The following is a 23,787-nucleotide window of genomic DNA, read 5'->3' on the forward strand; positions in this document are numbered from 1 at the left end:
ATTTACATGTAACTTACAAATGGGGTTGAGTTTGTTAACGGTCACTCATAATGTAAAACGATGGACTAATTCATTCTGCTGATTAGCAAGCTGAGTTAGGTTGGCGCTTGCCTGTGCAATTTGAGACATGGCTTGATAGCTACCATCTGCGATTAAATTAATATCCTCGATACTGCGTGCAATGTCACCAGTTGTTTCACTTTGCTCGGCGGCCGCCTGTGTAATATGAGTACTCATCTGACTGATTTCTAGAATTAACGCTTGGATCTCTTCCATTGCGCTATTCGCCGTTGATGCTTGCTCGACAGAAAGTTCCATATCAGTCATGCAGCTTTCAATAACAGTACTGGCAGAAGATGAGCTGGATTGCAAGTTGCTGATCATACTTTCAATTTCAGACGTCGAATCCGTTGTGCGTTTTGCCAAAACACGAACTTCGTCAGCTACGACTGCAAACCCGCGCCCTTGCTCTCCAGCACGAGCAGCTTCAATCGCGGCATTGAGCGCCAATAAGTTGGTTTGTTCTGCAATGTTACGAATCACATCCAAGATAGAACCAATTTGGCTGCTCATTTTTTGCAGTTCACCGACAGCATCAACCGATTGATTTAAGCGAGTCTCCAATTGATTAATAGTAGTGATATTGTCACTCATAATTTTACGGCCCGATTCAGAAGCCGATTCAACTTTCTGCACCATCTCTAGCGAACTTTGAGCACTTTGCGCTACTTCTTGTACTGAATGAGCCATTTCTGTCATTGCGGTTGCCACGCTCGCGGTTTGCTCACGTTGGGTGCTGAGTTGTGACTGTGCTTTTGAAGAGGTGGTTTGGTTATGGTTAGCTGTGTTGGTTAAATTTTCAGAAGCATCATTCAACTGCACCAAAATATGGTGCAAATTATCTGCTAGCGAATTGATGTGGCCACTTAAGCGACTAAACTCGTTGTTGTAACGAATTTCAATGCGTTGTGTCATATCTCCTTTTGTCAGCCCTTCTAGCGTTTTGAGTATACGATTTAACGGCTCACGAACACTTTGCGCAATGTGGTAACCAATACCCGTAGCCACTAGCACAACCGCAATACCAATCACGATCGCTTTAATAACTCCTTGCTTATAGACTTCCCCGGCTTCTCGCAGAGAGGCATTTAAACCGTCGGTCGCAGTATCGTTAAAAGAGTCTAAAATCGTCATTGCTTTATCGACCTCGATAGCCAAATTCGCAATGTTTTCATAAAGGGCTGTTTTCGCTAGTAAGTAACTATTGTGTTGATCAAGCACACCACCCTTTTGTCCAATATCTTGAGAGAACTTTTGGACGAGATCGTCAAATGTTTTTTTCAGTTCAGGTAATTGGGTCGATAAGCCTCGGTAAGCGTAGTTGAGGTGCGTGACCGCTTTTTTATTCATGGTGACGGCCTTGTCAACAAAGGCGACATCCGAACTGGCCAAAGCGTCTGAAGTGATTAATTCCGCATCTTTCAATTTAATGAAATAACTTTTCGCCATGACTTTAACTGAAATACTATTTTGCCCATCGACAAAATCTTTCATTCCGGTGCTTAAATCGGCATGAAGTCTTTGAAATTCACGAGTTGATTTTTGCACTTGAGCTTGCGCCTCAAACATCGCCTGATAATTATTCATGGCTTGTTCTGCTTCTGAAAAGTAGCGGAGTTCCATCTGTTTAAGTTGGCTTATCCGCTCTTCAAGAGAGGGGTTCATTGCACTTGCTTGTTGGAGCTGGTTTAGCACGTCAGCAAAATCTTGTTTTGCTTTAGCAAATTCTGAACGCATCACATTCATGCGATCTTGGTTTTGTGTCGTCAAAAAGTCCTTAAAAGATTTATCGGCAGAAAGCAGTTGAACACTTGTTTTGTTTGACAAAGAAACGAGCGGTAAGGCGGTGGTTGATACACTTTCGAAATTAGAATGAATTTGATTCATTCCTCCCATCATAATGGCGGTCGTTACTGCAAACATGATGATGATCAGTGTGAAACCAGCGTACATTCGCCTAATCACTGAACCCTTCATAATCCTCTCCCTAGAAAAATAGTGTTTTGTTTTAAAAAATAACAAAATAATGAGTATTGTATTGAATGTGAGACGTACATTTTATGACGGGCCTGGCAAAACGCATTTTTTATATTAGTGTTCTGTCATTTATGCTACGCGTACGGTGTTTTTTATTGAGCTTTTGACAGGGTTCACGCATACTCAAATCCAACTACACACCTATTATATTCAGTAGCATTAAGGTCAAATTAGTGTCGGTTCTATCGGTTGTCGATATGTTGTCGTGGGCCACTTAGGTATTAGCCTTGAACCACTTATCTCGATCTAATGTACTTTGATGTGACTGCGTAGGCCTATTTACTAGTGGAGTATTTCATGGCTGAAGAAACCATTTTTAGCAAAATTATCCGTAAAGAAATTCCTGCAGATATCCTCTATCAAGATGATTTAGTTACCGCCTTTCGGGACATTAACCCTAGAGCGCCTAGCCATATTCTTATCATTCCCAATGCGTTTATTCCGACGACCAACGATGTTGAACCTGAGCATGAAGCGGCTATGGGACGTATGTTTACAGTGGCAAAAAAAATCGCTCAACAAGAAGGTATTGCACAAGATGGCTATCGCTTGATAGTGAATTGTAACGCTCATGGTGGCCAAGAGGTTTACCACATTCATATGCACTTGGTTGGTGGTCGCCCGTTGGGTCCGCTTTTGATGAGCTAATGCATGGGTCGCCCAGTCACTATTGGGCGCTCGATTGATACGGTTAGAGTTAAATATGGAGTATTGAGTGAAGCGTTACGTGCGACATATTACGGTTTTTTTATCGCCTTTTTTTCTCAATGCCTGTGCTAATTTTTCTGCGGGGAACTTGTTTAGTCATTACAGTGCTCAAAATGGCGCTGTCTATCAGTCAGTTAAATCTGGGCAGTATCAAGATGCGGAGAATGAACTTGCGGAATTTGTCGCGGGTGACATTCTGGACAATCTGGAAAAAGGGCGAGTCCATTTTCTTAACCAGAATTATGTAGACAGTAAGCGTAGTTTCGAATTGAGTGATTCTGCGGTTAAAATTCAACAAGATAAGGCATTGATTTCACTAAGTGATACGGCGACAAGTGTCGGTGCGTTGGCTGTGAATGATAACTTGATGGAATACGTTCCTGCGGATTATGAACTCGGTTTTTTACATCTTTATCTCGGTTTGAATTATTTACAACAGAATGATTTGGATGGAGCTCTGGTTGAAGTTCGGCGAGCGAATCAGGTACAAGAGCAAGCAAGGCAGGCTAGAGAAGCGGAACTTGAAAAGGCGCAAAAAGAGCTAAAATCACAAGGTGTGACACCAAACTTAGGCAGCGTACTAGCAAACTACCCTGATGCAGGAAAAGCTTTGCAGGCGGTGCAGAATGGTTACCTTTTTTACCTTTCTGCTTTGCTTTATGAAGCCTCTGGTGATGTTAACAGTGCCTATGTCGACTATCGACGCGCTTTGGCAGTCACTCCCGATAATATTGAGGTTATAGAGGGTACATTACGCGTTGCGAAACGATTAGGGATGAGAGAAGACCTAATCCAATTAGAGAAACGCTACGGGAAATCTCATTCACTGACTGCTTCTCAAGGTCGTGTGCTTATAATAGAAGAGCAGAGTGTGGTGAAAGCCTTAGATAGCTGGCGTCAATCTTTACCCTTGTATGACAGCAGAGGAAATGGCGCATTGTATTCTCTCGCCTTACCTTATTATCCGAATACACCCGTTGAATCATTTTCATCACTGACGATGAATGACAAAGTACTGACTTCTCATTTTCTGACGGATGTGAATTTAATGGCAAGTCGAAACTTGTCTGAGAAAATGCCCTCTATAGTAATAAGGCAAGTGTTGAGAGTGCTGGCGAAAGATCAATTGCGCAAAGAAGCGGCCAAAGATGACAATGTTGGTAATTTAGTCTTCAACGTTTGGAATCTGCTGACAGAGCAGCCCGATACGCGCAGTTGGCTAACGCTGCCAGGGTTGGTGCAAACGGCCAGTCTGCAAGTCAATGCAGGCGAGCAACGAATAAAGGTGGGAGAGCAAGAATATCAGTTTTCTGTACCGGAAAAAGGCACCACTTTGGTGTGGGTTTCTCGTCAGGGACGTCATTCAACCATCTGGCATAAACAACTAGGAAGATTGTAATGAAAAAGTGGATATTGGGACTGTTAGTCACATTCTCATTGATTGGATGTGCTGAAAATATCGCAGGATTAAGAGTTGATGGCGCTTCGCAAAAAGTGCTATTTGGCGACAATGTATTAGGTAATCGCTTGGTTGTTGAAGACATTGCAACTAACCAAGTGGATGGTCATACGAGGGGACTTGTGCGTTTAGTGAGTCATTACCAAGGTGACCAAATTATCGAGTACCGTTTTTCTTGGTATGACGATGATGGGCTTGAAGTCAATAACAGACAAAGTCCTTGGAAACAAAAGATCATCAGTGGGATGGAGACGGTGTCATTGTCGGAGATTTCTGTCAATCCAAATGGAAAACAGTTTCGCGTACAGATCCGTGGGTCAAATAATTAAATTGGGAAAGTAAGGAACCAATATGAACAAAAGTATTATCGCATTGCTAGGACTCGCTGTCATTTTGGGCGGCTGTTCAAATAAAGTCAGCTACGGAGATGCACAATCCGTTGAAACGACGACAGTTGATTTTGGTTCAACAGATTTACAAAAAATCGCGGGGGAAATGGTTGATAGCATGATGATGTCAGGTTCGGTAGCAGCGATTACCCGTGATTCTCGTCCTATCGTGTTTGTTGAGCGAATCAAAAATAAAACCAGTGAGCACATTGATACTGAATCTATCACTGACACCATCAGTACTAAGATGTTGAATTCAGGTAAGTTCCGCTTCGTCGACATGGATCGTGTTGAAGCCGTGCGCGAACAGCTCAATTTCCAAAATAATGATGAGTTGGTCAATCAAAGTACCGCCATTCAGTTTGGCAAAATGGTTGGCGCACAATATATGCTGTATGGCAACTTGTCGAGTATTGTGAAAAACGCAAGCAGTGATAAAGATGTATATTACAAAATGACGATGCGTTTAATGGATCTTCAAAGCGGCCTTATTGAATGGGCAGATGAAACCGAAATTCGTAAACAGCAGTCAAAAAGTTTACTCGGTTTTTAATCACAAAATTGAGTAATTGAGAGAAGAGGTCCTTATGGCGAGAATGTCTTGGCGTGAAGCTTGTCAGCTTGATCGTACCTTAACGTCGCTAGAAGAATTCTTCTCTACTCCCCCTGACTACGCACAAACGCTGACAGGGGGGTTAACAAACCGATGTTGGAAAATTGTCACGGAGGAACGCAGCTTTGTTTGGCGGCCTAATACGCAGATCACTCAAGCCTTTTCCATTTCGCGTTTTCAAGAATATCAAATTCTCTCTGCTATCGAATCTTCTCACTTAGGCCCCAAGCCACTTTCCATTAATGATCAAGGATTATTAGTTGAATGGATTGATGGCCAATCCCTTACTGGTGGTTTACCTTTCGATTCTCTATTAAAAACACAGATAAAGATCCATAACCTCAGTACAGCACGCATCCCAGTTGCCCCTTTCAGTTTTATCGCTCGGGTTGATCATTATTGGCTACAGCTCAAAGCTGAGTATAAAAGTGAGGACTTGTCGGCTTTATATCAACGTTGGCGCACCGCACCTAACCTTGCTGATGTTGGTCAGACTTTGTGCCACTTTGATTTAGCTGGCTACAATATGGTTAAAACCGATGAAGGTAACCGCGTGATTGATTGGGAATACGCCTCAATTGCCGACCCCCGACTCGACCTGGCTTTAAGCATTGATGTTGCAGAAGAAAAACCATTAGAGGCGGTCTACCGTTATTGTCAATTGCGTGAGATTGTGGGGGTCGATGATTGGGTCGAAGGAGTGGTGGCTTGGCATCCAAGAGCAACAATGATGGCCATGTTATGGTATTTGTTAGCACATCAATTATGGGGTGATGACTATTATCGCCAACAAGCCGAACATCTAAAACGCACATTATGTAGCTAGGATCACTGTTTCGTCGTTTTGTTGCAGTAAATTAAGGTTAAAGTCTTTGAAACCACAATCTTCGTGGTAGATTAAAAACCTCAAGGAGTGGGGAGTTATTATGATTATTTATCTGCACGGTTTTGATTCAACAAGCCCAGGAAACCATGAAAAAGTACTGCAATTGCAATTTATTGACAGCGATGTCCGTTTTATTAACTACAGTACACAGCATCCCAAACACGATATGCAGCATCTTCTAAAAGAAGTGCATAAAGTGATTGAGTTGTCTGATGACCCACATCCGATTATTTGTGGCGTAGGCCTCGGCGGCTTCTGGTCTGAGCGGATTGGATTCTTATGCGGAATTAAGCAAGTGGTGTTTAATCCTAACTTGCATCCGGAAACAAACATGACTGGACGCATCGATCGCCCTGAAGAGTATGAAGATATTGCGACTAAGTGTGTTGAGCAATACAGGGTAAAAAATAAAGGACGCTGTTTAGTGATTTTATCTAAAGAAGATGAGATTCATGACAACAGCAAAACAGCAGCAGAGCTCGAAAACTACTACGATATCATTTGGGATGAAACCCAGAACCATAAGTTCAAGAAAATCTCACAGCATTTGCAAGCGATGAAGGCATTTAAAGAATCAAATTAAGCATCCGTGCATCATAGTTTCGACTGAACGACTCACAATTGTGAGTCGTTTTTTTATGGCCCAACCCCCCTATGTCTCGTAGTGAAATAGAGGAATTCTTTGGTTGCACCATGAGTTTTGCTCTATATAATGATTAAATTATAAATATTTTGATAAATATCAAAAAAAATTGAGAGCAAGTCTTAAATTTGCCTAATTTGTGTGTAGTTACATGCACTTATCCTAATGAAACGTGCTGCGAAGATAGCTTCATTTGCTGAACAAGATTTATCTGAAGCAAGCGCATTACTGAGAATTCCTTCAGTGTGAGATTTCACGCTGAATCATGTTTATTTCTTTTTGAGGATTATTGTTGTGACACGAATTATCGTAGTCGGTGGTGGCGCGGGTGGTTTAGAGCTCGCGACTAAACTTGGTCGCACTCTTGGCCGTAAAAATCGCGCAGAAATCACATTAGTAGATCGTAAAGCAAGCCACTTATGGAAACCGTTATTGCATGAAGTGGCAACGGGTTCATTAGATGAAGGAGTGGATGCGCTAAGCTATCGCGCTCACGCAAAAAATCATCGTTTTGATTTCCAAATGGGTAGTCTTGCTGATATCGATCGTGAACGCAAAGTGATTGTTCTTAGTGAATTGCAAGATGAGCATGGTGAATTGTTAATGCCAAGTCGTGAGCTTGAATATGACATTTTGGTGCTGGCAATCGGTTCAACGTCTAACGACTTCAATACTCCAGGAGTTCGTGAGCATTGTATCTTCCTTGATAGCCCTGAACAGGCAAATCGTTTTCGTACTGAAATGAACAATGAGTTTCTAAAACTTCATGCGAAAAATGGTAACGGTACAGTTGATATTGCGATTGTTGGCGCAGGTGCAACGGGTGTTGAATTATCTGCAGAGCTACATAATGCAGTAAAAGAGCTGCGGACTTATGGTTTTGGCGATCTTGATTCAAGCAAACTGAATGTCAACCTTGTGGAAGCGGGTGAGCGTATTCTACCCGCTCTTCCACCTCGCATTTCTAGTGCTGCGCACAGCGAATTAACGAAATTAGGTGTCAACGTTCGTACTGCGACTATGGTCACGCGAGCAGATAAGGATGGCCTAACAACTAAAGATGGCGAAAAGATTCCCGCTCAGATCATGGTGTGGGCTGCTGGTATCAAAGCACCGGACTTTATGAAAGAGATTTCCGGTTTGGAAACAAACCGCATTAATCAGTTAGTGGTAAAAAACACCTTACAAACCACAAGAGATGACGATATTTTTGTGATCGGTGATTTAGCACAATGTACACAAGCCGATGGTTCATTTGTGCCACCTCGTGCACAAGCAGCGCACCAAATGGCAAGCCAAGCGTTCAAGAATATTGTTGCTAAGCTTAACGGGCGTGAGCTCAAACCGTATGTTTATAAAGATCACGGTTCGTTGGTTTCATTAAGTCGTTTTTCTACCGTTGGTAGCTTAATGGGTAATTTAACCAAAGGCTCGATGATGGTTGAAGGTCGTATTGCGCGAGTAGTGTACATTTCTTTGTATCGCATGCACCAAATGGCGCTACACGGTATGTTCAAAACAGGGTTGATGATGTTAGTTGGCCGTATTAATCGTGTGTTGCGTCCAAACTTAAAGCTTCACTAATATTCCCAGCGTACTAGCCATAAAAAACCTCGCCTTTGTTAAAAGGCGAGGTTTTTTGTTGTCACCCACCACCACCGCCTTGGGCGATAGTGGTGGTTATATCAAATTCAAGTTATTTAATGGTACTTGAGCGATAAGTGTTATGTGTTAGCCAACTAGGCTGAGCATTGGTTGGTACTGAGCCATCTTGGTTAATGTTTGAGAAATGGAATGAATGTTGGTTCCAAATTCTCGTTGCATTTTTCCATGGTTTATCAGCATCGGCTGATTCATAAACATAGACGCCGTGGTTGATTGCGCTTTCTTTTGCATAATCATTTGCGACCACAATAAGCGATGCATTGTTGTTGCCTTCGAGATCCGCCACAACAGGATATTCCCACAAGGTGTTCGACGAGTTAGCAATCGTTGCTAATACTGCTCCCGTGCGCCCATCAAGAATACGGACTCTCAGAAGATCTTGTACGATAACTTCATCAATGCCATCACCAGTGAAATCGTAAGCCGAGACACCAATTTTACCGCTGTTATAGTCATCATTTGCTACAGACCAAACTTTGCTACCTTGTGCATTATACATATCAACAGCATGATAACCCGCATAGACAATACCAGTGTTCAGGTAACTATCATTAATGCTTTCCCCAACAACAAACTGAACTGCATTAACGTGTTTTTTGAAGGTAAAGATAGGTTTTGGTTTGCTCCAAACATTTAAGCCTACCAATTGGGTATTGCTTGGGACTGTGTATCGTTCAGTGGTTGCTTTGCTCTTCATGACGGGAACAGCATAAGGAATCGTTTTAGTTTTCCAAACAGGAGCTAGGTAAGAAACTGTTTTGGTATGCCAGCCAAAGAACCAGTAAGAAACTTGTTTTGTTCTCCACTCCAATCCAAGATATGGAACTTCTTTGGTTCGCCACTCTAATGCTGGGTATTTAAAGGCTGAGTCTTTTGAACCTAACGTTATTTTCGAACCATCATTGAGAGTGAATTCCATCTCGAGTACGCCATATGTCCACCACGTTTTATATTTGCCGTAGGTTACATCGATAGAGCGGACTTTGCTTGCATCAATAGTATGCAGTGAACCGCCTTGACCACCCACCATATTACTTGCTGTTGATCCAATAGCGTCAATCAGATCTCCTGAGCGGATTTTAAGTTGGTTGTCATCTGCTATTTTAACTGGATGGCTGTGATGTAAATGGGTATATCCATAAACAGGGGACTTAGCTATTTCATTGGTAGAGCTTGTTGCTGTATTACCAAGGAAGTTAGAGATAGCTTGTACACCACCACCTGGGTTTTCAAGGTTATTAACCTCCCACTTTACTGAGCCGTCATGCTCTAAAACTGCAAATACACTGTTTTGTGCTGTTGCTTTAGTGGCTGGTACTGATACAACAATTTCTGGTTTATTGTCGCTATCTAGGTTGGCAACGGAAGAAAACCAAACCGTATCATTCGCTTGATATTGCCAAGTAAATGAGCCGTCACTTTTGTAAAGAGCGCCGTTTGAAAATATTTCTTGAACACCATCGCCATCCGCATCAAAGCTGATCGATGATGGAGCCCACTCCAAACTAAATAGCAAACCAGTATCGTAGTTATAAACACCATCGGCAGAGATGATCTCAATTGACCCATCATTGTTTAAATCAGAGATCGAGATTGTACCGACTGACCGTCCACCTGTGACATGCTTTAAAATTTGCTTTTTAATATTCCCTTCATTATCTAGGATAGTAATGTAAGGGCTTGATGCACTGGTAATAACAATATCAACAACACCATTACCATCAAGGTCTGCAACAGCAGGAGAGTAGCGAGCATCGGCTATGATGCCACCGTTATCGTATGACCAAAGCTCAGAACCATCAATACCACTTAATGCCCTAACTAGTCCACCTTGTGTATATTTGTTATTTTCAAACGTCACAACAATGATATCAGCAATATCATTCTCGTCGATTTTGCCATCGCCATTATCATCATTTAGCTGGGCAATAACAGGAGCCGCCATGACTTGATTTGATTCTGGTTTAAACGAGCTACTTTCCCAAGACCACTTTAATTGGGTGTTTATCTCACTAGGGTTTGATGCGGTTGCAATAGTGCTGACTGCAATACTGCTTATTGACAGTAGCCCGACCGCACATAACGAAAATTTAGAAGTCATTAGGTAACATCTCTCTCAGTATGTTTGTGTAAATTCCGATTTAAATTGATGTTGTTAACCTGTGCTGCACTTTAACGATAGGTCTTACGGTAAATAAGTTGAACATGGCACAACACGAGATGGAGGGATTATCAAGACTTAATAAGAGAGATTCAATCTAACATGGCTCTCATAAATGAGAGGTCTTAAAAATGAAACACTCACTAATAAAATACATTGCCAGTTTAACTTTTAGAAGATCACGTACCCAAACCATTGGAGCGGCCTGTAGGTGGGTTGTGTTATTGGTTTTGATAAGAATAGTTAACAACAGAATAGCTCTAACCGGTAAGGATATGAAATCAGTGAGCTAAACTGTATGAGAGATGAATAAAAGAAAAAACGCCCAGACAGGGCGCTTTGTTAGGCTTTATTCTGCAACGCGGCGAACTTGAATGATCATTCCCATTAATGGATGGTCTAGATAGTGGGTTTCGTTGCTGCGCATACGGCGTTTTTGGTCCATCCGATAGCTCTTTAAAAACTCTTCCTTTTCCACTGTTGGGGAGATAGCTTCTAGGTTCCCCAGTTGAACCTCGGCATTTTGCTCTTCAGGTGTAATGTCTAACTCCAATGGTTTACTTTGGAGCATGATTTCTCGCACACTCGGGGCTTTAAGGTCGAGCGTGGTTTCAGCATAAAGATAGTGCTGCACATAGATTTGTAATTTACCGTCGAGTTCGTAAAGGGGACTCGCGATGCTTTGTTCTAGCACACCGTTTACTGGCGATTCTTCTAGTACGGCCACTTTTTCACTGCCGTCAGTATTGAATTTAGCGGAGTAATCTTTACCCGCTTGAATATGGAAAATCGGTGCGGAAGCTCTGCCTTGATCGCCTTGACGCCAAGCCGTATGCAATAGCACTTCAAAGCCGGCGTGGTTTTTCAGTTTTTGTGCTTGGTCGTTAAGTTGGTAGTCGGAAAAAGGCAGCATTTTCACGCCTTTTTCTTGGCGATAGTTTAAGTCACTAAAACTGCCCGCGCGTTGAATATTGATTTCAGGCAATGAGTTAGGCCACGACTCACTGACCTTCTCTGCATCAATTGCACGCTTAAAAATGATCACTTCTATGTCAAATTGCCGTTGTGCCAGACTTGGCATCGAAATAAGCAAAAGTAGGAGTGGGATCAGTTTTTTCATTATGGCTCCATCATTTTTTGTGCGTAATTTATGCTCTAGGCATCAGGTTTTGTTGGAATTCGCTGAGCATACTCGACACAAATTGAATTCGTTCACGTCTATCAGCTAATGGTACAGCAAACTTAAACTTAGTTGGCCCTTCCATTGCAAATTTTTTCGGTTGTGATTGCAGAAGTCTAACCAAAAAGACGGGATTAATGTCAGCATCTGGATAGAACTCAATGTAGCCGCCTTTTTCATGCGCTTCGATTTTCTTCACTTTTATACGTGCAGCATCAATTTTGACTTCAGCAACGCCGAGTAAGTTATTTGCAGCATCAGGTAACTTACCAAAGCGATCAATCAACTCGACTTTGAGCTCGGCGAGCTCATCTCGGCTAGCGACACTCGCTATCTGTTTATACATGGAGAGGCGAGTATTTACATCAGGAATGTAATCATCGGGTAATAGCGCTGGCAAACGCATTTCCACTTCGGTTTGTTCACGAAGCAAATCGTCAAGAGAAGGTTCTCTGCCATTTTTTAATGCTTCAACCGCTTGCTCTAGCATCTCCATATAGAGAGTAAAACCAATTGATTGGATCTGACCGCTCTGTTCATCGCCCAATAATTCACCCGCTCCACGGATTTCTAAATCGTGCGTTGCTAGAGTAAAACCGGCTCCAAGATCTTCAAGAGATGCAATCGCTTCTAAACGTTTCACGGCATCTTTAGTGATGGCTTTAGGATGTGGAGTGAGTAAGTAAGCATAAGCTTGATGGTGAGAACGTCCTACTCGGCCACGAAGTTGGTGTAGCTGTGCTAGGCCAAGGTTGTCTGCGCGGTCCATAATGATGGTGTTCGCCGTCGGGACATCAATCCCTGTCTCGATGATGGTTGTGCAGACCAATACGTTGAAGCGTTGGTGATAAAAGTCGTTCATCACTTTTTCCAGCTCACGTTCACGCATTTGTCCATGGGCGACGGTAATTCGAGCTTCAGGGACCAGCTTTTCTAAATCGGCGGCCACTTTGTCTATAGTTTCTACTTGGTTATGTAGAAAATAAACCTGTCCACCGCGCATGATTTCACGTAATACGGCCTCTCGAATCGTATTGTCATCATGTTGGCGTACAAAGGTTTTGATGGCTAATCGTCGTGCGGGTGGTGTGGCGATAATCGATAGATCGCGCATTCCGCTCATCGCCATGTTTAACGTGCGCGGAATCGGCGTTGCCGTTAGCGTGAGAATATCCACATCAGCACGCATCGCTTTTACTTTTTCTTTTTGGCGTACGCCAAAACGGTGTTCTTCATCAACGATCAAAAGACCAAGATCGCTAAATTTTAGCTCGCTGGAAAGCAGTTTATGCGTGCCAACCAAAATGTCGACTTTGCCGTCGGCGACATCTTGTAGTATCTGCTTTTGCTCTTTCGCTGATTTGAAGCGTGATAAAACTTCGACACGGATCGGCAGGTTAGCAAATCGGTCTCGAAAGTTTTCAAAATGCTGCTGCGCGAGTAAGGTTGTCGGCACTAATACGGCCACTTGTTTATTGTTGTCGGTGCAAACAAAGGCGGCGCGCATGGCGACTTCTGTTTTGCCAAATCCAACGTCACCACACACTAATCGGTCCATCGCTTTTTTCTGACACATGTCCGATAGCACGGCGTTGATAGCTGTATTTTGATCATCGGTTTCTTCAAATGGGAAACCTGCTTTAAAAGTCGCATATTGGCCACGATCCAGAGCGAACTTATAGCCTGGTTTGAGCTCTCGTTTGGCGTAGACATCCAGCAGTTCCGCAGCAACATCACGGACTTTTTCGGCCGCTTTTCGTCGTGCCTTGGTCCATGCTTCACCCCCGAGTTTATGCAATGGTGCGCTTTCTTCTGCGCCGCCAGAGTAACGACTAATGAGATTCAATGAAGCGACAGGGACATAAAGTTTGGCTTCGTTTTGATACTCAAGGGTGACGTATTCGGTCATCATGCCACCCGCTTCAAGCGTCTGTAACCCGAGATAACGGCCGATACCATGATCAATATGAACAACGGGTTGCCCTGGTTTGAGTTCGGCTAAATTACGAATGACAGCGTCACTATTGGTGACTTTACGATCTTTCTTACGGCGAAGAATGACACGGTCACCGAGTAAATCACTTTCGCAGATGAACGCTAAGTTAGCATTGTTATCGATAAAGCCGTGCTCAGATGCCCCTAATACGAGACATTGTTTTTCTTTTGCTTGGCACGCTTGCTGGAAGGTTTCTTTTTCGATAGGGCGCAGTTTTACGCGTTGCAATAGCTCTAGTAATGCTTCGCGACGGCCTTCTGATTCGACGGAAAAAATGATTTTCCCAGTGAAACTTTCACTAAATTGCCGAATGGCGACTAAAGGCTCTTTATTTTGATGCATGACCGCCAAGTCGGGTAATGCACTGACCGCTAAATTGATTCGTCCTTGCTTTTCGGTAATCGGCTCGATGCTGAGTTGTATTTGAGCCACGTTTTTGAAAAGACTAAAAAGCTCATCTTTTTTAAGCCACAATTCGTGAGGTGGCAGTAATGGGCGAAGAGGGTCAACTTTACGCTGCTGGTAACGATATTCGACGTCGGTTAAAAACTGGTCAATCGCTGTTTCGATGTTTCCTACGACAATCAGTTGGCTTTCTGGCGCGATATAATCGAACAAGGTTTCGGTGTGTTCAAAAAATAGCGGTTGCCAGTATTCAATACCTGCGGGCCAAATCCCCTTTGAGACTTGCATATAGACTGATTCTGGTTCGCGACGCGCTTCAAATCGTTGACGCCAGCGGGTGCGAAAATCTTCAATGGCACTTTCTGTGGTGGGAAATTCATGAGCAGGCAGTAAGCGTATCTCGCTGATCTCTTCAATTGAGCGTTGATTCTCAGGATCGAAGGTGCGTATGGTGTCGATTTCATCATCAAAAAAATCAATGCGATAAGGATCGCTGCTGCCCATTGGAAATAAATCAAGAATCGAACCTCGGCTGGCATATTCGCCTGGGCCAAACACTTGATCAACATGACGATAGCCCGATTTTTCCAGTTGAAGACGTAATTTATCTAAGGAAAATTGATCACCGATTTTGACCATTAAAGTATGCTGTAGCAGAAATTCTCGCGGCGTTTGACGCTGTAATATGGTGCTCACAGGCACAATGGTAATGCCTGTTTTCAAGCTCGGTAATTGATACAGGCGTGCGATGCGATCAGAAATGATCTCTTGATGAGGCGAAAAATTATCATAAGGCAAAGTTTCCCAATCAGGGAACAGCGCTACTTCGGTGCCACTAAACTGCTCAATTTCGTGCTGCAGCTTTAAGGCGGTTTGAGGATCAGGTACAGCCAGTAAAGTGTGGCTATTATGCTGGTTGGCCAGCTCTGCAATTGCCAACGCAAGGCTTGCACCACGTAGGTTACCAATGTGTTTTTTGTCGCCCGCGCCAGCAGGTTTAATCAGAGTCAGTAAAGAGTGTGTAGTCATGAGAACGCTTATGGTTTATTTCGGTCTAAAGAGCGTTGACGCAGCAATTTTTGCTGCTGGTACAGTGCGGCTTTAATCAAGAGATCTTGGTCAGTATCTCGCAGTAAATCGTATTTCATCGTGATGAGATAGTGTTGCTCGTCCGCTTGGCAATCAATCACCGAACTATAGCAATAAATAGCGGCTGCAGGGTGGTCCAAAAACAGTTTACAGCGGGCTTGGGTACCAATCTCTAGTGCGTTTGGATAACGAAGAGAGAAGCGACTGGCACCAAATGTGCTGGTGATGAAGCGTGAATGTGGCTCATCTTGCTGTGATAACATAAAGGTCAGCAACAAATTCAGTTTCGAATTTTGAGTATCAAGTAACTGAACGACGTGCTTGAAATCACTATTTTTCAGTTCTAGTCGTGCACTTTCGGTGAGTGCATCCAACTGGCTAAACTCACTGGCCACAATAAATGGGGCAGGAATCTCCGCTTCAAATATTGATTGGGAAGGTAGCATAAATGTGCTGTCTAAAAGTTCAATATTGGTTGTCAGTCCATAGTGAACCGTAAAAAATTCTTGCTCGGTCATAAAGGCATCCTTCTCATCGCTTTGTTGATTATCGTCATACCGGCGAACTAATCAAGGTATGTCCTTGTTATCGATTCTATTTAACCGATTTTTGGCAAATTAAAGCTACAACCTTCCACCGTTTCTCGTTACAGTACTGAGCATCACTTTTAGGCGGTTTTTCTTATGTTTCATCCTATTTCGGCGTTCATTGGCTTGCGTTATTTACGTGGGCGATCCGGTGATAGATTCAGTCGATTTGTCTCTTATATGTCTACGGCGGGGATAACCATTGGCGTGATGTCACTGGTGACGGTGCTTTCGGTCATGAATGGTTTTGAATCCCAGCTCAAAAATAGAATTTTAGGTGTGTTGCCTCAGGCTGTAGTTTCGCAAAATGGCGATCGCACTTTGCTCACGCAAGATGTGCCTCAATTCATTAGCCAGCTCTCTAGCGCCAGAGCGGCTGAACCGATTGTGCGCAGTGAAGCGGTTGTTCAAAGCTCATCGCAACTGGCCGCAGGCTTGTTGGTGGGAATTGAACCTAATCAAAATGATCCGATTGCGGCGCACTTGATTGCAGGTCAAGTGAGTGCGCTCAAGCCGGGCGAATATCAACTCTTCCTTGGCCATTCACTGGCGCGTGCGCTCAACGTGACAATTGGCGATAAAGTGCGTTTGATGGTCACTTCAGCTAGCCAATTTACCCCCTTAGGTCGTATTCCTGCGCAGCGTAATTTTACAGTCGCAGGCATCTTCAATACGGGGTCTGATGTGGATGGACAGCTGATGCTGACGCACATCAAAGATGCAGCGCGATTGCTCCGTTTACCATCAAATACTGTGTCGGGATGGCGGCTCTTTTTTGATGATCCTTTTGTGGTCGCAGACCTAGCTAGCGCACCTTTGCCTAAGGGATGGCAATGGAGTGACTGGCGAGATCAGCGTGGCGAGTTGTTCCAAGCCGTTCGCATGGAAAAAAATATGATGGGTTTGATGCTTGGGTTGATTGTTGGCGTGGCGGCTTTCAATATCATTTCCGCGTTAATCATGGTGGTGATGGAAAAACAAGCTGAGGTCGCGATTTTGAAAACGCAAGGCATGACAGATCAACAAGTACTGGCCATTTTTATGGTTCAAGGCGCGAGTAGTGGAGTGATTGGTTCGCTTGTCGGTGGTGTGTTAGGCGTATTGCTGGCGGATAACCTCAATGGATTATTAGAAAGCATGGGTGTAGCGCTGTTCTCTGTGGGGGGAACGCTGCCTGTAGTGATTAACCCCATGCAAATTATGTTGGTGGTGATAGCAGCCATCACGCTCAGCTTATTCGCGACACTGTTTCCTTCCTACCGCGCGTCATCCGTAAAACCTGCCGAGGCTTTAAGATATGAATAACCTTTTACAATGCCATAACGTATGCAAAACCTACCAAGAAGGGGAGCTACGGACTCAAGTGCTAAAAGGCGTCAGTTTTGGCATTCAAGCGGGGGAGTTAGTCTCAATTATTGGGACTTCTGGATCTGGGAAAAGTACGTTATTACACATTCTGGGTGCACTAGATGAGGCAACCGAAGGTTCAGTGTCGTTTTTAGGTCAGGATTTATCGAGCTTAAGCTCCAATAAACAAGCGAACATTCGCAATCAACATTTGGGTTTTGTGTACCAGTTCCACCATTTATTAGCCGATTTCACCGCTCTTGAGAATGTGGCCATGCCGTTGCTTATTGGTGGCCAAAAAGTATCGCGTGCTAAACAGGCCGCGCAAGCATTGTTAGAAAAAGTGGGGTTGGGACATCGTTTATCTCATCGACCCTCTGAGCTCTCTGGTGGAGAGCGGCAGCGGGTAGCGATTGCGCGAGCGCTTGTCAATCAACCCGATTTGGTGTTAGCCGATGAGCCTACGGGCAACCTTGATCACAAAACGGCGCTGGCGATTTATGATTTGATGCGTCAAATGAATCAAGAGTTTGGCACGGCATTTTTAGTGGTAACGCATGATAGCGAACTTGCTGCAAAAATGGACAGACAGATGCACATGCAAGATGGTTTGCTGACTAATGTGGAGGCACCGTAGATGTTCACCTCGCTCTCTTTAGTGATTGGTCGGCGTTTTAGCCTGGCAAAGCAGCGTAATAAAATGGTGTCGTTTATCTCGCTCTCTTCCATTATCGGTATCGCCGTGGGCGTTGCGGTGATCATCGTGGGCCTGTCGGCGATGAATGGTTTTGAGAGAGAGCTGCAGAATCGCGTGTTATCTGTCATTGCACACGGAGAGTTTGAAGGGGTTCAACAACCCATCGCAAACTGGTCGTCATTAGTCAAGCAAGCCGTGCAGCATCCAAAAGTGGAAGCGGCCGCTCCTTATGTAAAATTGACGGCATTAGCGGAGAAAGGCGCGCAACTGAAAGCGATTGAGGTGCGTGGAATTGATCCGCAAATGGAGCGCGCCGTGTCGCGTTTATCTCAATTTGTCTCTTCCGATGCATGGCAAGGTTTTGTCGCAGGTCAGCAACAGGTCATTTTAGGCAAAGGAGTGGCGGATAAATTGGGCGCGGCAGTCGGTGACTATGTCACTTTGATGATCCCCTCTGCGAATGAGAGCGCTAAAGTTCAAGCGCCAAAGCGCGTGCGCGTCAAGGTCTCAGGGCTTTTGGAACTCAATGGCCAAATTGACCACAGCCTTGCATTAGTGCCATTGGCAGATGCACAAGCTTACGCCAAATTAGGAGAGCGAGTGACGGGCGTTGCTATCAAGGTCTCAGAGGTATTAAATGCAACTCAAATTGTAAGAGAGGTCGGCAATACGCTTGATCAATACGTCTATCTACGCAGTTGGCAGCAAAAATTTGGCTTTTTGTACCGTGATATTCAACTGGTCAGAACCATTATGTATTTGGTGATGGTGCTGGTGATTGGTGTGGCGAGCTTCAACATCGTTTCAACACTTATGATGGCGGTAAAAGATCGTGCGTCTGAAATCGCCATTTTGCGCACTATGGGCGCGACCGATGGATTAGTGAAACGAATTTTTGTCTGGCAGGGTGTTTTCTCTGGTGTATTAGGCAGTGTGATAGGTGGCGTGTTAGGTGTGTTGATTGCGTGGAATTTAACAGCGTTAATCAAAGGATTAGAACGATTAGTCGGCCATCAGTTTTTGTCTGGTGATATCTATTTTGTCGACTTTTTGCCATCACAAGTGAACCTATCGGATGTGGTGCTTGTCTCTTCGACGGCGATTGTGTTGAGCTTATTAGCTACTTGGTATCCGGCCTCTAGGGCCAGTCAACTGAATCCGGCGTCTGTGCTTAGCGCTAAATAATCTCAACTCGGATTCTTTTCGTTCATCAGCATTGAGCTATTTTTAGCAAACAAAAAGGACCATTTGGTCCTTTTTCAACATCATGCGACATCGTTTTACATGCTCAGTTGTATAGCCAGTCTCAATCTCTTGAAGCTTTTATCTCGCTTGGCGCTTTTGCCAGCTTCTTACGACAGAATAGCGCCATAAACCGTGAATGCCGAAGTAGCCGATTATGGCGGAGATCACTCCGCACATCATGCAACCCAAAAGGAATGGCGGACCAATGGTACTCATTTGTTGCATGATAAAATGCCAAGAGAGTTCAAAGTGAAATGGTTGTGGTGGTGTTTGCATTACCCATGCGCCAAGCTTGTAGGCGAAGTAGAACAGCACTGGCATGGTGATGGGGTTGCTAATCCAGACCAAGGCTACAGAAAGCGGTAAATTGACGCCGCACATAATGGCAAGGCCAGCGGACATGATCATTTGACTCGGAAGTGGAACAAAAGCCATGAACAAACCTACGGCGAAGGCGCCCGCTGCTGAGCGGCGGTTCAAACACCATAAATTGGGGTTGTACAGCACATTGCCAAAAATTTTTAATGCCTTCTGACGCTTAATCACTTCATGGTTAGGCATAAAACGTTTGATGAACTTTCTTGGCATCGTGACATGACTCTCTTATCTAATTACTGGACCCTAGCTTCGTTTTCGCTAACCGCCATTTCTGCTTCTTATTGGCCTTGGATGCCAGATTGGAAATGGAGTATGCCTCTATTCGCCATTCTTATACTCTCTGTCGGTTATAGAAAACTGCGCTTTCTCTCAGGAGTAACAATGGCTTTAATGGTCATTGTGATCAGCGGGAACTTATTACGTGAGCAGTCCAACACTATTTTTCAGACAGGTTCGGATATTACCATAAACGGGCAGGTTAACAGCTTTTTTAGACAAATTACTCATGGTTATGAAGGAACAATTTCGATTCGATCAATCAATGGTCAAACCTTAGGCATTTTTTTGCGGCCCAAGGTGCGATTAATTGCTCCTTTACCGTTGAAGTATGGTGACGTGGCTGAATTCTCCATCACAGTAAAACCTATCTTTGGTCGGTTAAATGAGACCGGGTTTGATGCAGAGGCGTACTCTTTGAGCCAAGGTATTGTGGCTCGTGCAACGGTTAATAATGGACAGTCTTATCGCATTGAATCATTACCAGAATGGCGAGCACAATGCTACCAGAAGATCAAAACCTGGCTCGCTGATGATCCCAATCTTGGTATTTTAATGGCGCTTACGTTTGGTGAGCGCAGTGATATTTCAACGGCACAGTGGAAAGCATTACGAGACAGTGGGCTGATTCATTTGGTTGCCATTTCTGGTCTGCACATTGGCATCGCGTTTGGTTTTGGTTATAGCCTTGGGCTCGTATTGATGCGTTTGCATCATCGCATGGGGTGGTCGCCATTCGTCGTAGGAAGCTTGTGCGCACTAGGCTATGCTTGGTTGGCTGGCTTTACCTTGCCCACTCAACGCGCGCTCATCATGTGTTTGCTCAATGTGGCGATGATTGTCCTCAATGTCCGTATCAATACTTTGCAGCGACTGCTTATGACGTTATCGGCGGTGCTGCTTATCGATCCTTTTGCTGCGTTATCCAGTAGCTTTTGGATGTCCTTTATTGCTGTCTCGGTTGTGTTCTACCAACTTTCTCTACCTCAAACTCAGCGATTTTTTTTATGGCGTTTATTGACGATGCAGATTGGGTTAGTGCTGTGTATGCTTCCGGTAACCGCTTATTTTTTCGGTGGGGTCAGTACCAGTGCGGCGCTCTATAACTTAGTGTTTATTCCTTGGTTCAGTTTTGTGGTGGTTCCGGCGATCTTTGTTGCTTTAGTGTGTACGGTTTTGACTTTTGATGGCGCACCTATGGTGTGGCATTGGGTGGCCAAATTACTCATTCCAGTTGATTGGTCAATACATTATTCAAGCCTCAGTTGGTTTCCTATTTCTGGGGCTGTTTTGGCTCTGTTGAGCAGTGCTCTGTTGCTGTTTGTGTTTTCACCGTTGATCTCGCGTTTTGCACTGGCGGTTTACAGCATCATTGTGATGGTTTCTTGGCTCACCATTCCGATAAAAACAGGTTGGCGGATTGATGTGTTAGATGTTGGGCATGGGTTGGCAGTGTTGATCGAAAAAGAAGGACGCTACGTGCTTTATGATACTGGTGCAAGTTGGCAAGGTGGTGATCACATCCAAGCAACAGTTGCCCCCGTGTTAAACAAACGGGGAGCTACGCAATTAGACGGGTTGATTTTGAGTCACTTGGATAACGACCATGCAGGTGGAAGAGCGGAAGTTGAGCGTGTTTGGCAGCCCAAATGGAAACGTGCTAGTCAAACGATAGCGGGTTACCAACCTTGTATTGCTGGCGAACAATGGCAGTGGCAACAACTCTCTTTTGATGTTATCTGGCCACCAAAAACTGTAGCGCGGGCTTACAATCCTCACTCTTGTGTGATTCGAATCTTTGACCCAAATACCGGTTTTTCAGTGCTTTTACCCGGGGATGTGGATGCTATGAGTGAGTGGTTACTTGCGCGAACAGAGCAATCCTTACAAAGTCATATCCTGCTTGTACCACACCACGGTAGTAGGACATCTTCTACTGTTGCTTTGATTCGTAAGGTGAATCCTGAGGTCGCTATTGCCTCGCTCGCCAAAGGCGGACGCTGGCAATTACCTTCCGCACAGGTTGTTCAACGCTACCAACAACATGGAGCAAACTGGTTGGATACGGGTGAAGCAGGGCAAATTAGCGTTATTTTTGGCATGCAGAATTATCAAGTTAGCAGCTTGCGTATCTCTCGCTCTCAGGCTTGGTATAGGCAGATGCTCCGTAACGAGGTAGAATGAGCGCAATATTTTCTTAAAAACAAAGCATTTCTATGTCACTCAATACTGACGAAACCACTTGGCAAACCTTCAAACGCCTGTGGACCTATATCCGCCTATATAAATCTGGCCTAGCAGTTGCGGTTGTCGCATTGATTATCAATGCGGTCTCTGACACCTATATGGTGTCGTTACTTAAGCCTCTTCTAGATGAAGGATTTGGTAATGCGGAATCCGATTTTTTGCGAGTGCTGCCTTTTATTATTTTGGGGATGATGGCGCTACGTGGTTTAAGTGGCTTTGTCTCCTCGTACTGCTTGAGCTGGGTTTCTGGCAATGTTGTGATGTTGATGCGTCGAAAAATCTTCAATCAATTCATGCACATGCCTGTCAGTTTTTTTGATAGAGAATCAACGGGTGGTCTGTTATCACGTATCACCTATGATTCAGAGCAAGTGGCTGGGGCGACCAGTCGTGCATTGGTCAGCATTGTTCGCGAAGGTGCGAGTATCATCGGCCTATTGACCTTGATGTTTTGGAATAGCTGGCAGTTATCTTTGGTATTAATCGTGGTTGCGCCAGTGGTTGCGATGGGGATTGGTATTGTCTCTAAACGTTTTCGCAAGATCTCAAAAGGGATGCAGACCACCATGGGTGATGTGACCTCTTCAGCAGAGCAGATGCTAAAAGGGCACAAAGTCGTACTGAGCTATGGTGGACAAGACGTAGAGCGTAAACGTTTTGACCATGTCAGCAATCAAATGCGTCAACAAACAATGAAGCTGGTTGCGGCGCAGTCCACTGCTGACCCTATTATTCAAATGATTGCTTCTTTAGCACTTGTCACTGTGCTGTTTTTAGCCAGCGTTGATTCTATTCGTGCCGAATTAACACCAGGTACTTTTACGGTGGTGTTCTCGGCAATGTTTGGCTTGATGCGACCACTGAAAGCGTTAACGAGTGTTACCTCCGATTTCCAACGTGGTATGGCGGCCAGCCAAACATTATTTGAGCTGATTGATTTAGAAACCGAGCGCGACACTGGCCAGTTTGAAGCCGAAAAAGTACGTGGTGACGTTAGAGTTCAGGATGTGACCTTTACTTATCAAGGTAAAGAAAAACCAGCGCTGTCTCATGTGAGCTTTGAGATTCCTCAAGGTAAAACGGTCGCGCTTGTTGGGCGTTCCGGCTCAGGGAAAAGTACTATCGCGAGCCTCTTGACTCGTTTTTATGATATCGATTCAGGTGCTATCTATCTAGATGATCATGATATTCGCGATTATAAACTGAAGAACTTGCGCACCCACTTTGCGCTGGTTTCGCAAAATGTTCACCTCTTCAACGATACCATTGCCAATAATATTGCTTACGCGGCAGAAAATGAGTATACGCGTGAGCAAATTGAGCACGCGGCTAGGCTTGCTCATGCCATGGAGTTTATCAATAACATGCCTGATGGCTTGGATACCATGATTGGTGAGAATGGAGCCAGTTTATCGGGTGGTCAACGTCAACGAGTAGCGATTGCTCGAGCGTTATTACGTGATGCACCCGTACTTATCCTAGATGAGGCGACTTCTGCGTTGGATACAGAATCTGAGAGAGCGATTCAATCAGCACTTGAAGAGCTACAAAAGAATAAAACGGTATTGGTCATTGCGCACCGCTTGTCGACGATTGAAGAAGCCGATGAAATTCTAGTGGTCGATGAGGGTGAAATTATCGAACGTGGTCATCATGCTCAGTTAATTGCACAGGATGGGGCGTATGCCCAACTACATCGAATTCAATTTGGTGACTAAT

18 protein-coding genes are annotated in these 23,787 nt (G+C 44.3%); 12 read left to right on the top strand and 6 right to left on the bottom strand.

Annotation, left to right across the window (positions count from 1 at the left end; all coding sequences use genetic code 11):
* Positions 1-45: 45 nt before the first annotated feature.
* Positions 46-2,037, bottom strand: coding sequence for a methyl-accepting chemotaxis protein (locus tag NB504_RS15280; RefSeq protein ID WP_026027184.1), 1,992 nt, complete (start codon positions 2,035-2,037; stop codon positions 46-48).
* Positions 2,038-2,394: 357 nt separating this feature from the next.
* Between NB504_RS15280 and hinT the strand changes: the two genes are divergently transcribed.
* The 7 genes from hinT to NB504_RS15315 all read left to right on the top strand — a co-directional run bounded on the left by hinT (position 2,395) and on the right by NB504_RS15315 (position 8,379).
* Entirely contained in the window at positions 2,395-2,745 is a 351-nt protein-coding gene (gene hinT / locus NB504_RS15285; protein WP_026027183.1) for a purine nucleoside phosphoramidase, read from the top strand.
* Positions 2,746-2,812: 67 nt separating this feature from the next.
* Positions 2,813-4,204, top strand: coding sequence for a COG3014 family protein (locus NB504_RS15290; protein ID WP_017042311.1), 1,392 nt, complete (start codon positions 2,813-2,815; stop codon positions 4,202-4,204).
* A complete protein-coding gene (locus NB504_RS15295) occupies positions 4,204-4,593 on the top strand; it encodes a YcfL family protein (RefSeq protein WP_258429236.1) in 390 nt (129 codons plus the stop codon). The genes NB504_RS15290 and NB504_RS15295 overlap by 1 nt, the downstream gene beginning before the upstream one ends.
* A 22-nt stretch (positions 4,594-4,615) precedes the next feature.
* Positions 4,616-5,206 (top strand): penicillin-binding protein activator LpoB, encoded by a 591-nt coding sequence (gene lpoB / locus NB504_RS15300; protein WP_013856521.1) that lies wholly within the window; start codon positions 4,616-4,618, stop codon positions 5,204-5,206.
* Positions 5,207-5,240: 34 nt separating this feature from the next.
* Entirely contained in the window at positions 5,241-6,092 is an 852-nt protein-coding gene (locus NB504_RS15305; protein WP_258429238.1) for a phosphotransferase, read from the top strand.
* A gap of 100 nt (positions 6,093-6,192) precedes the next feature.
* Positions 6,193-6,735, top strand: coding sequence for an alpha/beta hydrolase YcfP (gene ycfP / locus NB504_RS15310; RefSeq protein WP_013856523.1), 543 nt, complete (start codon positions 6,193-6,195; stop codon positions 6,733-6,735).
* 354 nt (positions 6,736-7,089) lie between these two features.
* On the top strand, positions 7,090-8,379 hold the full coding sequence (locus tag NB504_RS15315) for an NAD(P)/FAD-dependent oxidoreductase (RefSeq protein WP_029189790.1): 1,290 nt from the start codon (positions 7,090-7,092) through the stop codon (positions 8,377-8,379).
* 112 nt (positions 8,380-8,491) lie between these two features.
* Here NB504_RS15315 and NB504_RS15320 read toward each other — a convergent pair whose 3' ends face one another.
* The 4 genes from NB504_RS15320 to NB504_RS15335 form a co-directional block, all read right to left on the bottom strand.
* Complete coding sequence (locus tag NB504_RS15320) at positions 8,492-10,561, bottom strand: beta-prism lectin domain-containing protein (protein WP_013856525.1); 2,070 nt, start codon at positions 10,559-10,561, stop codon at positions 8,492-8,494.
* Positions 10,562-10,970: 409 nt separating this feature from the next.
* Positions 10,971-11,741 (bottom strand): peptidoglycan binding protein CsiV, encoded by a 771-nt coding sequence (locus NB504_RS15325; RefSeq protein WP_088732653.1) that lies wholly within the window; start codon positions 11,739-11,741, stop codon positions 10,971-10,973.
* A 28-nt stretch (positions 11,742-11,769) separates the two neighbouring features.
* Positions 11,770-15,231, bottom strand: coding sequence for a transcription-repair coupling factor (mfd, locus tag NB504_RS15330; RefSeq protein ID WP_096036235.1), 3,462 nt, complete (start codon positions 15,229-15,231; stop codon positions 11,770-11,772).
* An 8-nt stretch (positions 15,232-15,239) separates the two neighbouring features.
* Positions 15,240-15,809, bottom strand: a complete 570-nt coding sequence (locus NB504_RS15335; protein ID WP_017048079.1) for a hypothetical protein — start codon at positions 15,807-15,809, stop codon at positions 15,240-15,242.
* A 165-nt stretch (positions 15,810-15,974) separates the two neighbouring features.
* On the opposite strand from NB504_RS15335, the gene lolC reads away from it, so the two are divergent.
* Genes lolC through lolE form a run of 3 tightly spaced genes read left to right on the top strand, consistent with a single transcriptional unit; the run spans position 15,975 to position 19,107 of the window.
* Complete coding sequence (gene lolC / locus NB504_RS15340; RefSeq protein ID WP_258429242.1) at positions 15,975-17,183, top strand: lipoprotein-releasing ABC transporter permease subunit LolC; 1,209 nt, start codon at positions 15,975-15,977, stop codon at positions 17,181-17,183.
* A complete protein-coding gene (gene lolD / locus NB504_RS15345; RefSeq protein WP_258429243.1) occupies positions 17,176-17,862 on the top strand; it encodes a lipoprotein-releasing ABC transporter ATP-binding protein LolD in 687 nt (228 codons plus the stop codon). The genes lolC and lolD overlap by 8 nt, the downstream gene beginning before the upstream one ends.
* On the top strand, positions 17,863-19,107 hold the full coding sequence (gene lolE, locus NB504_RS15350) for a lipoprotein-releasing ABC transporter permease subunit LolE (protein ID WP_094164822.1): 1,245 nt from the start codon (positions 17,863-17,865) through the stop codon (positions 19,105-19,107).
* Positions 19,108-19,245: 138 nt separating this feature from the next.
* Here the strand turns inward: lolE and NB504_RS15355 are convergent, their stop codons facing one another.
* Positions 19,246-19,755 carry a DUF2062 domain-containing protein gene (locus tag NB504_RS15355; RefSeq protein WP_010319231.1) on the bottom strand — a complete coding sequence of 170 codons (510 nt, stop codon included), beginning with the start codon at positions 19,753-19,755 and terminating at the stop codon, positions 19,246-19,248.
* A 6-nt stretch (positions 19,756-19,761) separates the two neighbouring features.
* On the opposite strand from NB504_RS15355, the gene NB504_RS15360 reads away from it, so the two are divergent.
* Both NB504_RS15360 and msbA read left to right on the top strand, forming a co-directional pair.
* Entirely contained in the window at positions 19,762-22,005 is a 2,244-nt protein-coding gene (locus NB504_RS15360) for a DNA internalization-related competence protein ComEC/Rec2 (RefSeq protein WP_094164823.1), read from the top strand.
* A gap of 32 nt (positions 22,006-22,037) precedes the next feature.
* Positions 22,038-23,786 (top strand): lipid A ABC transporter ATP-binding protein/permease MsbA, encoded by a 1,749-nt coding sequence (gene msbA, locus NB504_RS15365; protein WP_258429245.1) that lies wholly within the window; start codon positions 22,038-22,040, stop codon positions 23,784-23,786.
* Position 23,787 lies beyond the last annotated feature (1 nt).

The organism is Vibrio sp. RM-69-4, assembly GCF_024743775.1.
Lineage (GTDB): Bacteria > Pseudomonadota > Gammaproteobacteria > Enterobacterales > Vibrionaceae > Vibrio > Vibrio anguillarum.

Coding starts and splice junctions, on each gene's coding strand:
- NB504_RS15280 (WP_026027184.1), bottom strand. CDS start 2,037: ATGAAGGGTTCAGTGATTAGGCGAATGTACGCTGGTTTCACACTGATC.
- hinT (WP_026027183.1), top strand. CDS start 2,395: ATGGCTGAAGAAACCATTTTTAGCAAAATTATCCGTAAAGAAATTCCT.
- NB504_RS15295 (WP_258429236.1), top strand. CDS start 4,204: ATGAAAAAGTGGATATTGGGACTGTTAGTCACATTCTCATTGATTGGA.
- lpoB (WP_013856521.1), top strand. CDS start 4,616: ATGAACAAAAGTATTATCGCATTGCTAGGACTCGCTGTCATTTTGGGC.
- NB504_RS15305 (WP_258429238.1), top strand. CDS start 5,241: ATGGCGAGAATGTCTTGGCGTGAAGCTTGTCAGCTTGATCGTACCTTA.
- ycfP (WP_013856523.1), top strand. CDS start 6,193: ATGATTATTTATCTGCACGGTTTTGATTCAACAAGCCCAGGAAACCAT.
- NB504_RS15320 (WP_013856525.1), bottom strand. CDS start 10,561: ATGACTTCTAAATTTTCGTTATGTGCGGTCGGGCTACTGTCAATAAGC.
- NB504_RS15325 (WP_088732653.1), bottom strand. CDS start 11,741: ATGAAAAAACTGATCCCACTCCTACTTTTGCTTATTTCGATGCCAAGT.
- mfd (WP_096036235.1), bottom strand. CDS start 15,231: ATGACTACACACTCTTTACTGACTCTGATTAAACCTGCTGGCGCGGGC.
- NB504_RS15335 (WP_017048079.1), bottom strand. CDS start 15,809: ATGACCGAGCAAGAATTTTTTACGGTTCACTATGGACTGACAACCAAT.
- lolC (WP_258429242.1), top strand. CDS start 15,975: ATGTTTCATCCTATTTCGGCGTTCATTGGCTTGCGTTATTTACGTGGG.
- lolD (WP_258429243.1), top strand. CDS start 17,176: ATGAATAACCTTTTACAATGCCATAACGTATGCAAAACCTACCAAGAA.
- lolE (WP_094164822.1), top strand. CDS start 17,863: ATGTTCACCTCGCTCTCTTTAGTGATTGGTCGGCGTTTTAGCCTGGCA.
- NB504_RS15355 (WP_010319231.1), bottom strand. CDS start 19,755: ATGCCAAGAAAGTTCATCAAACGTTTTATGCCTAACCATGAAGTGATT.
- NB504_RS15360 (WP_094164823.1), top strand. CDS start 19,762: ATGACTCTCTTATCTAATTACTGGACCCTAGCTTCGTTTTCGCTAACC.
- msbA (WP_258429245.1), top strand. CDS start 22,038: ATGTCACTCAATACTGACGAAACCACTTGGCAAACCTTCAAACGCCTG.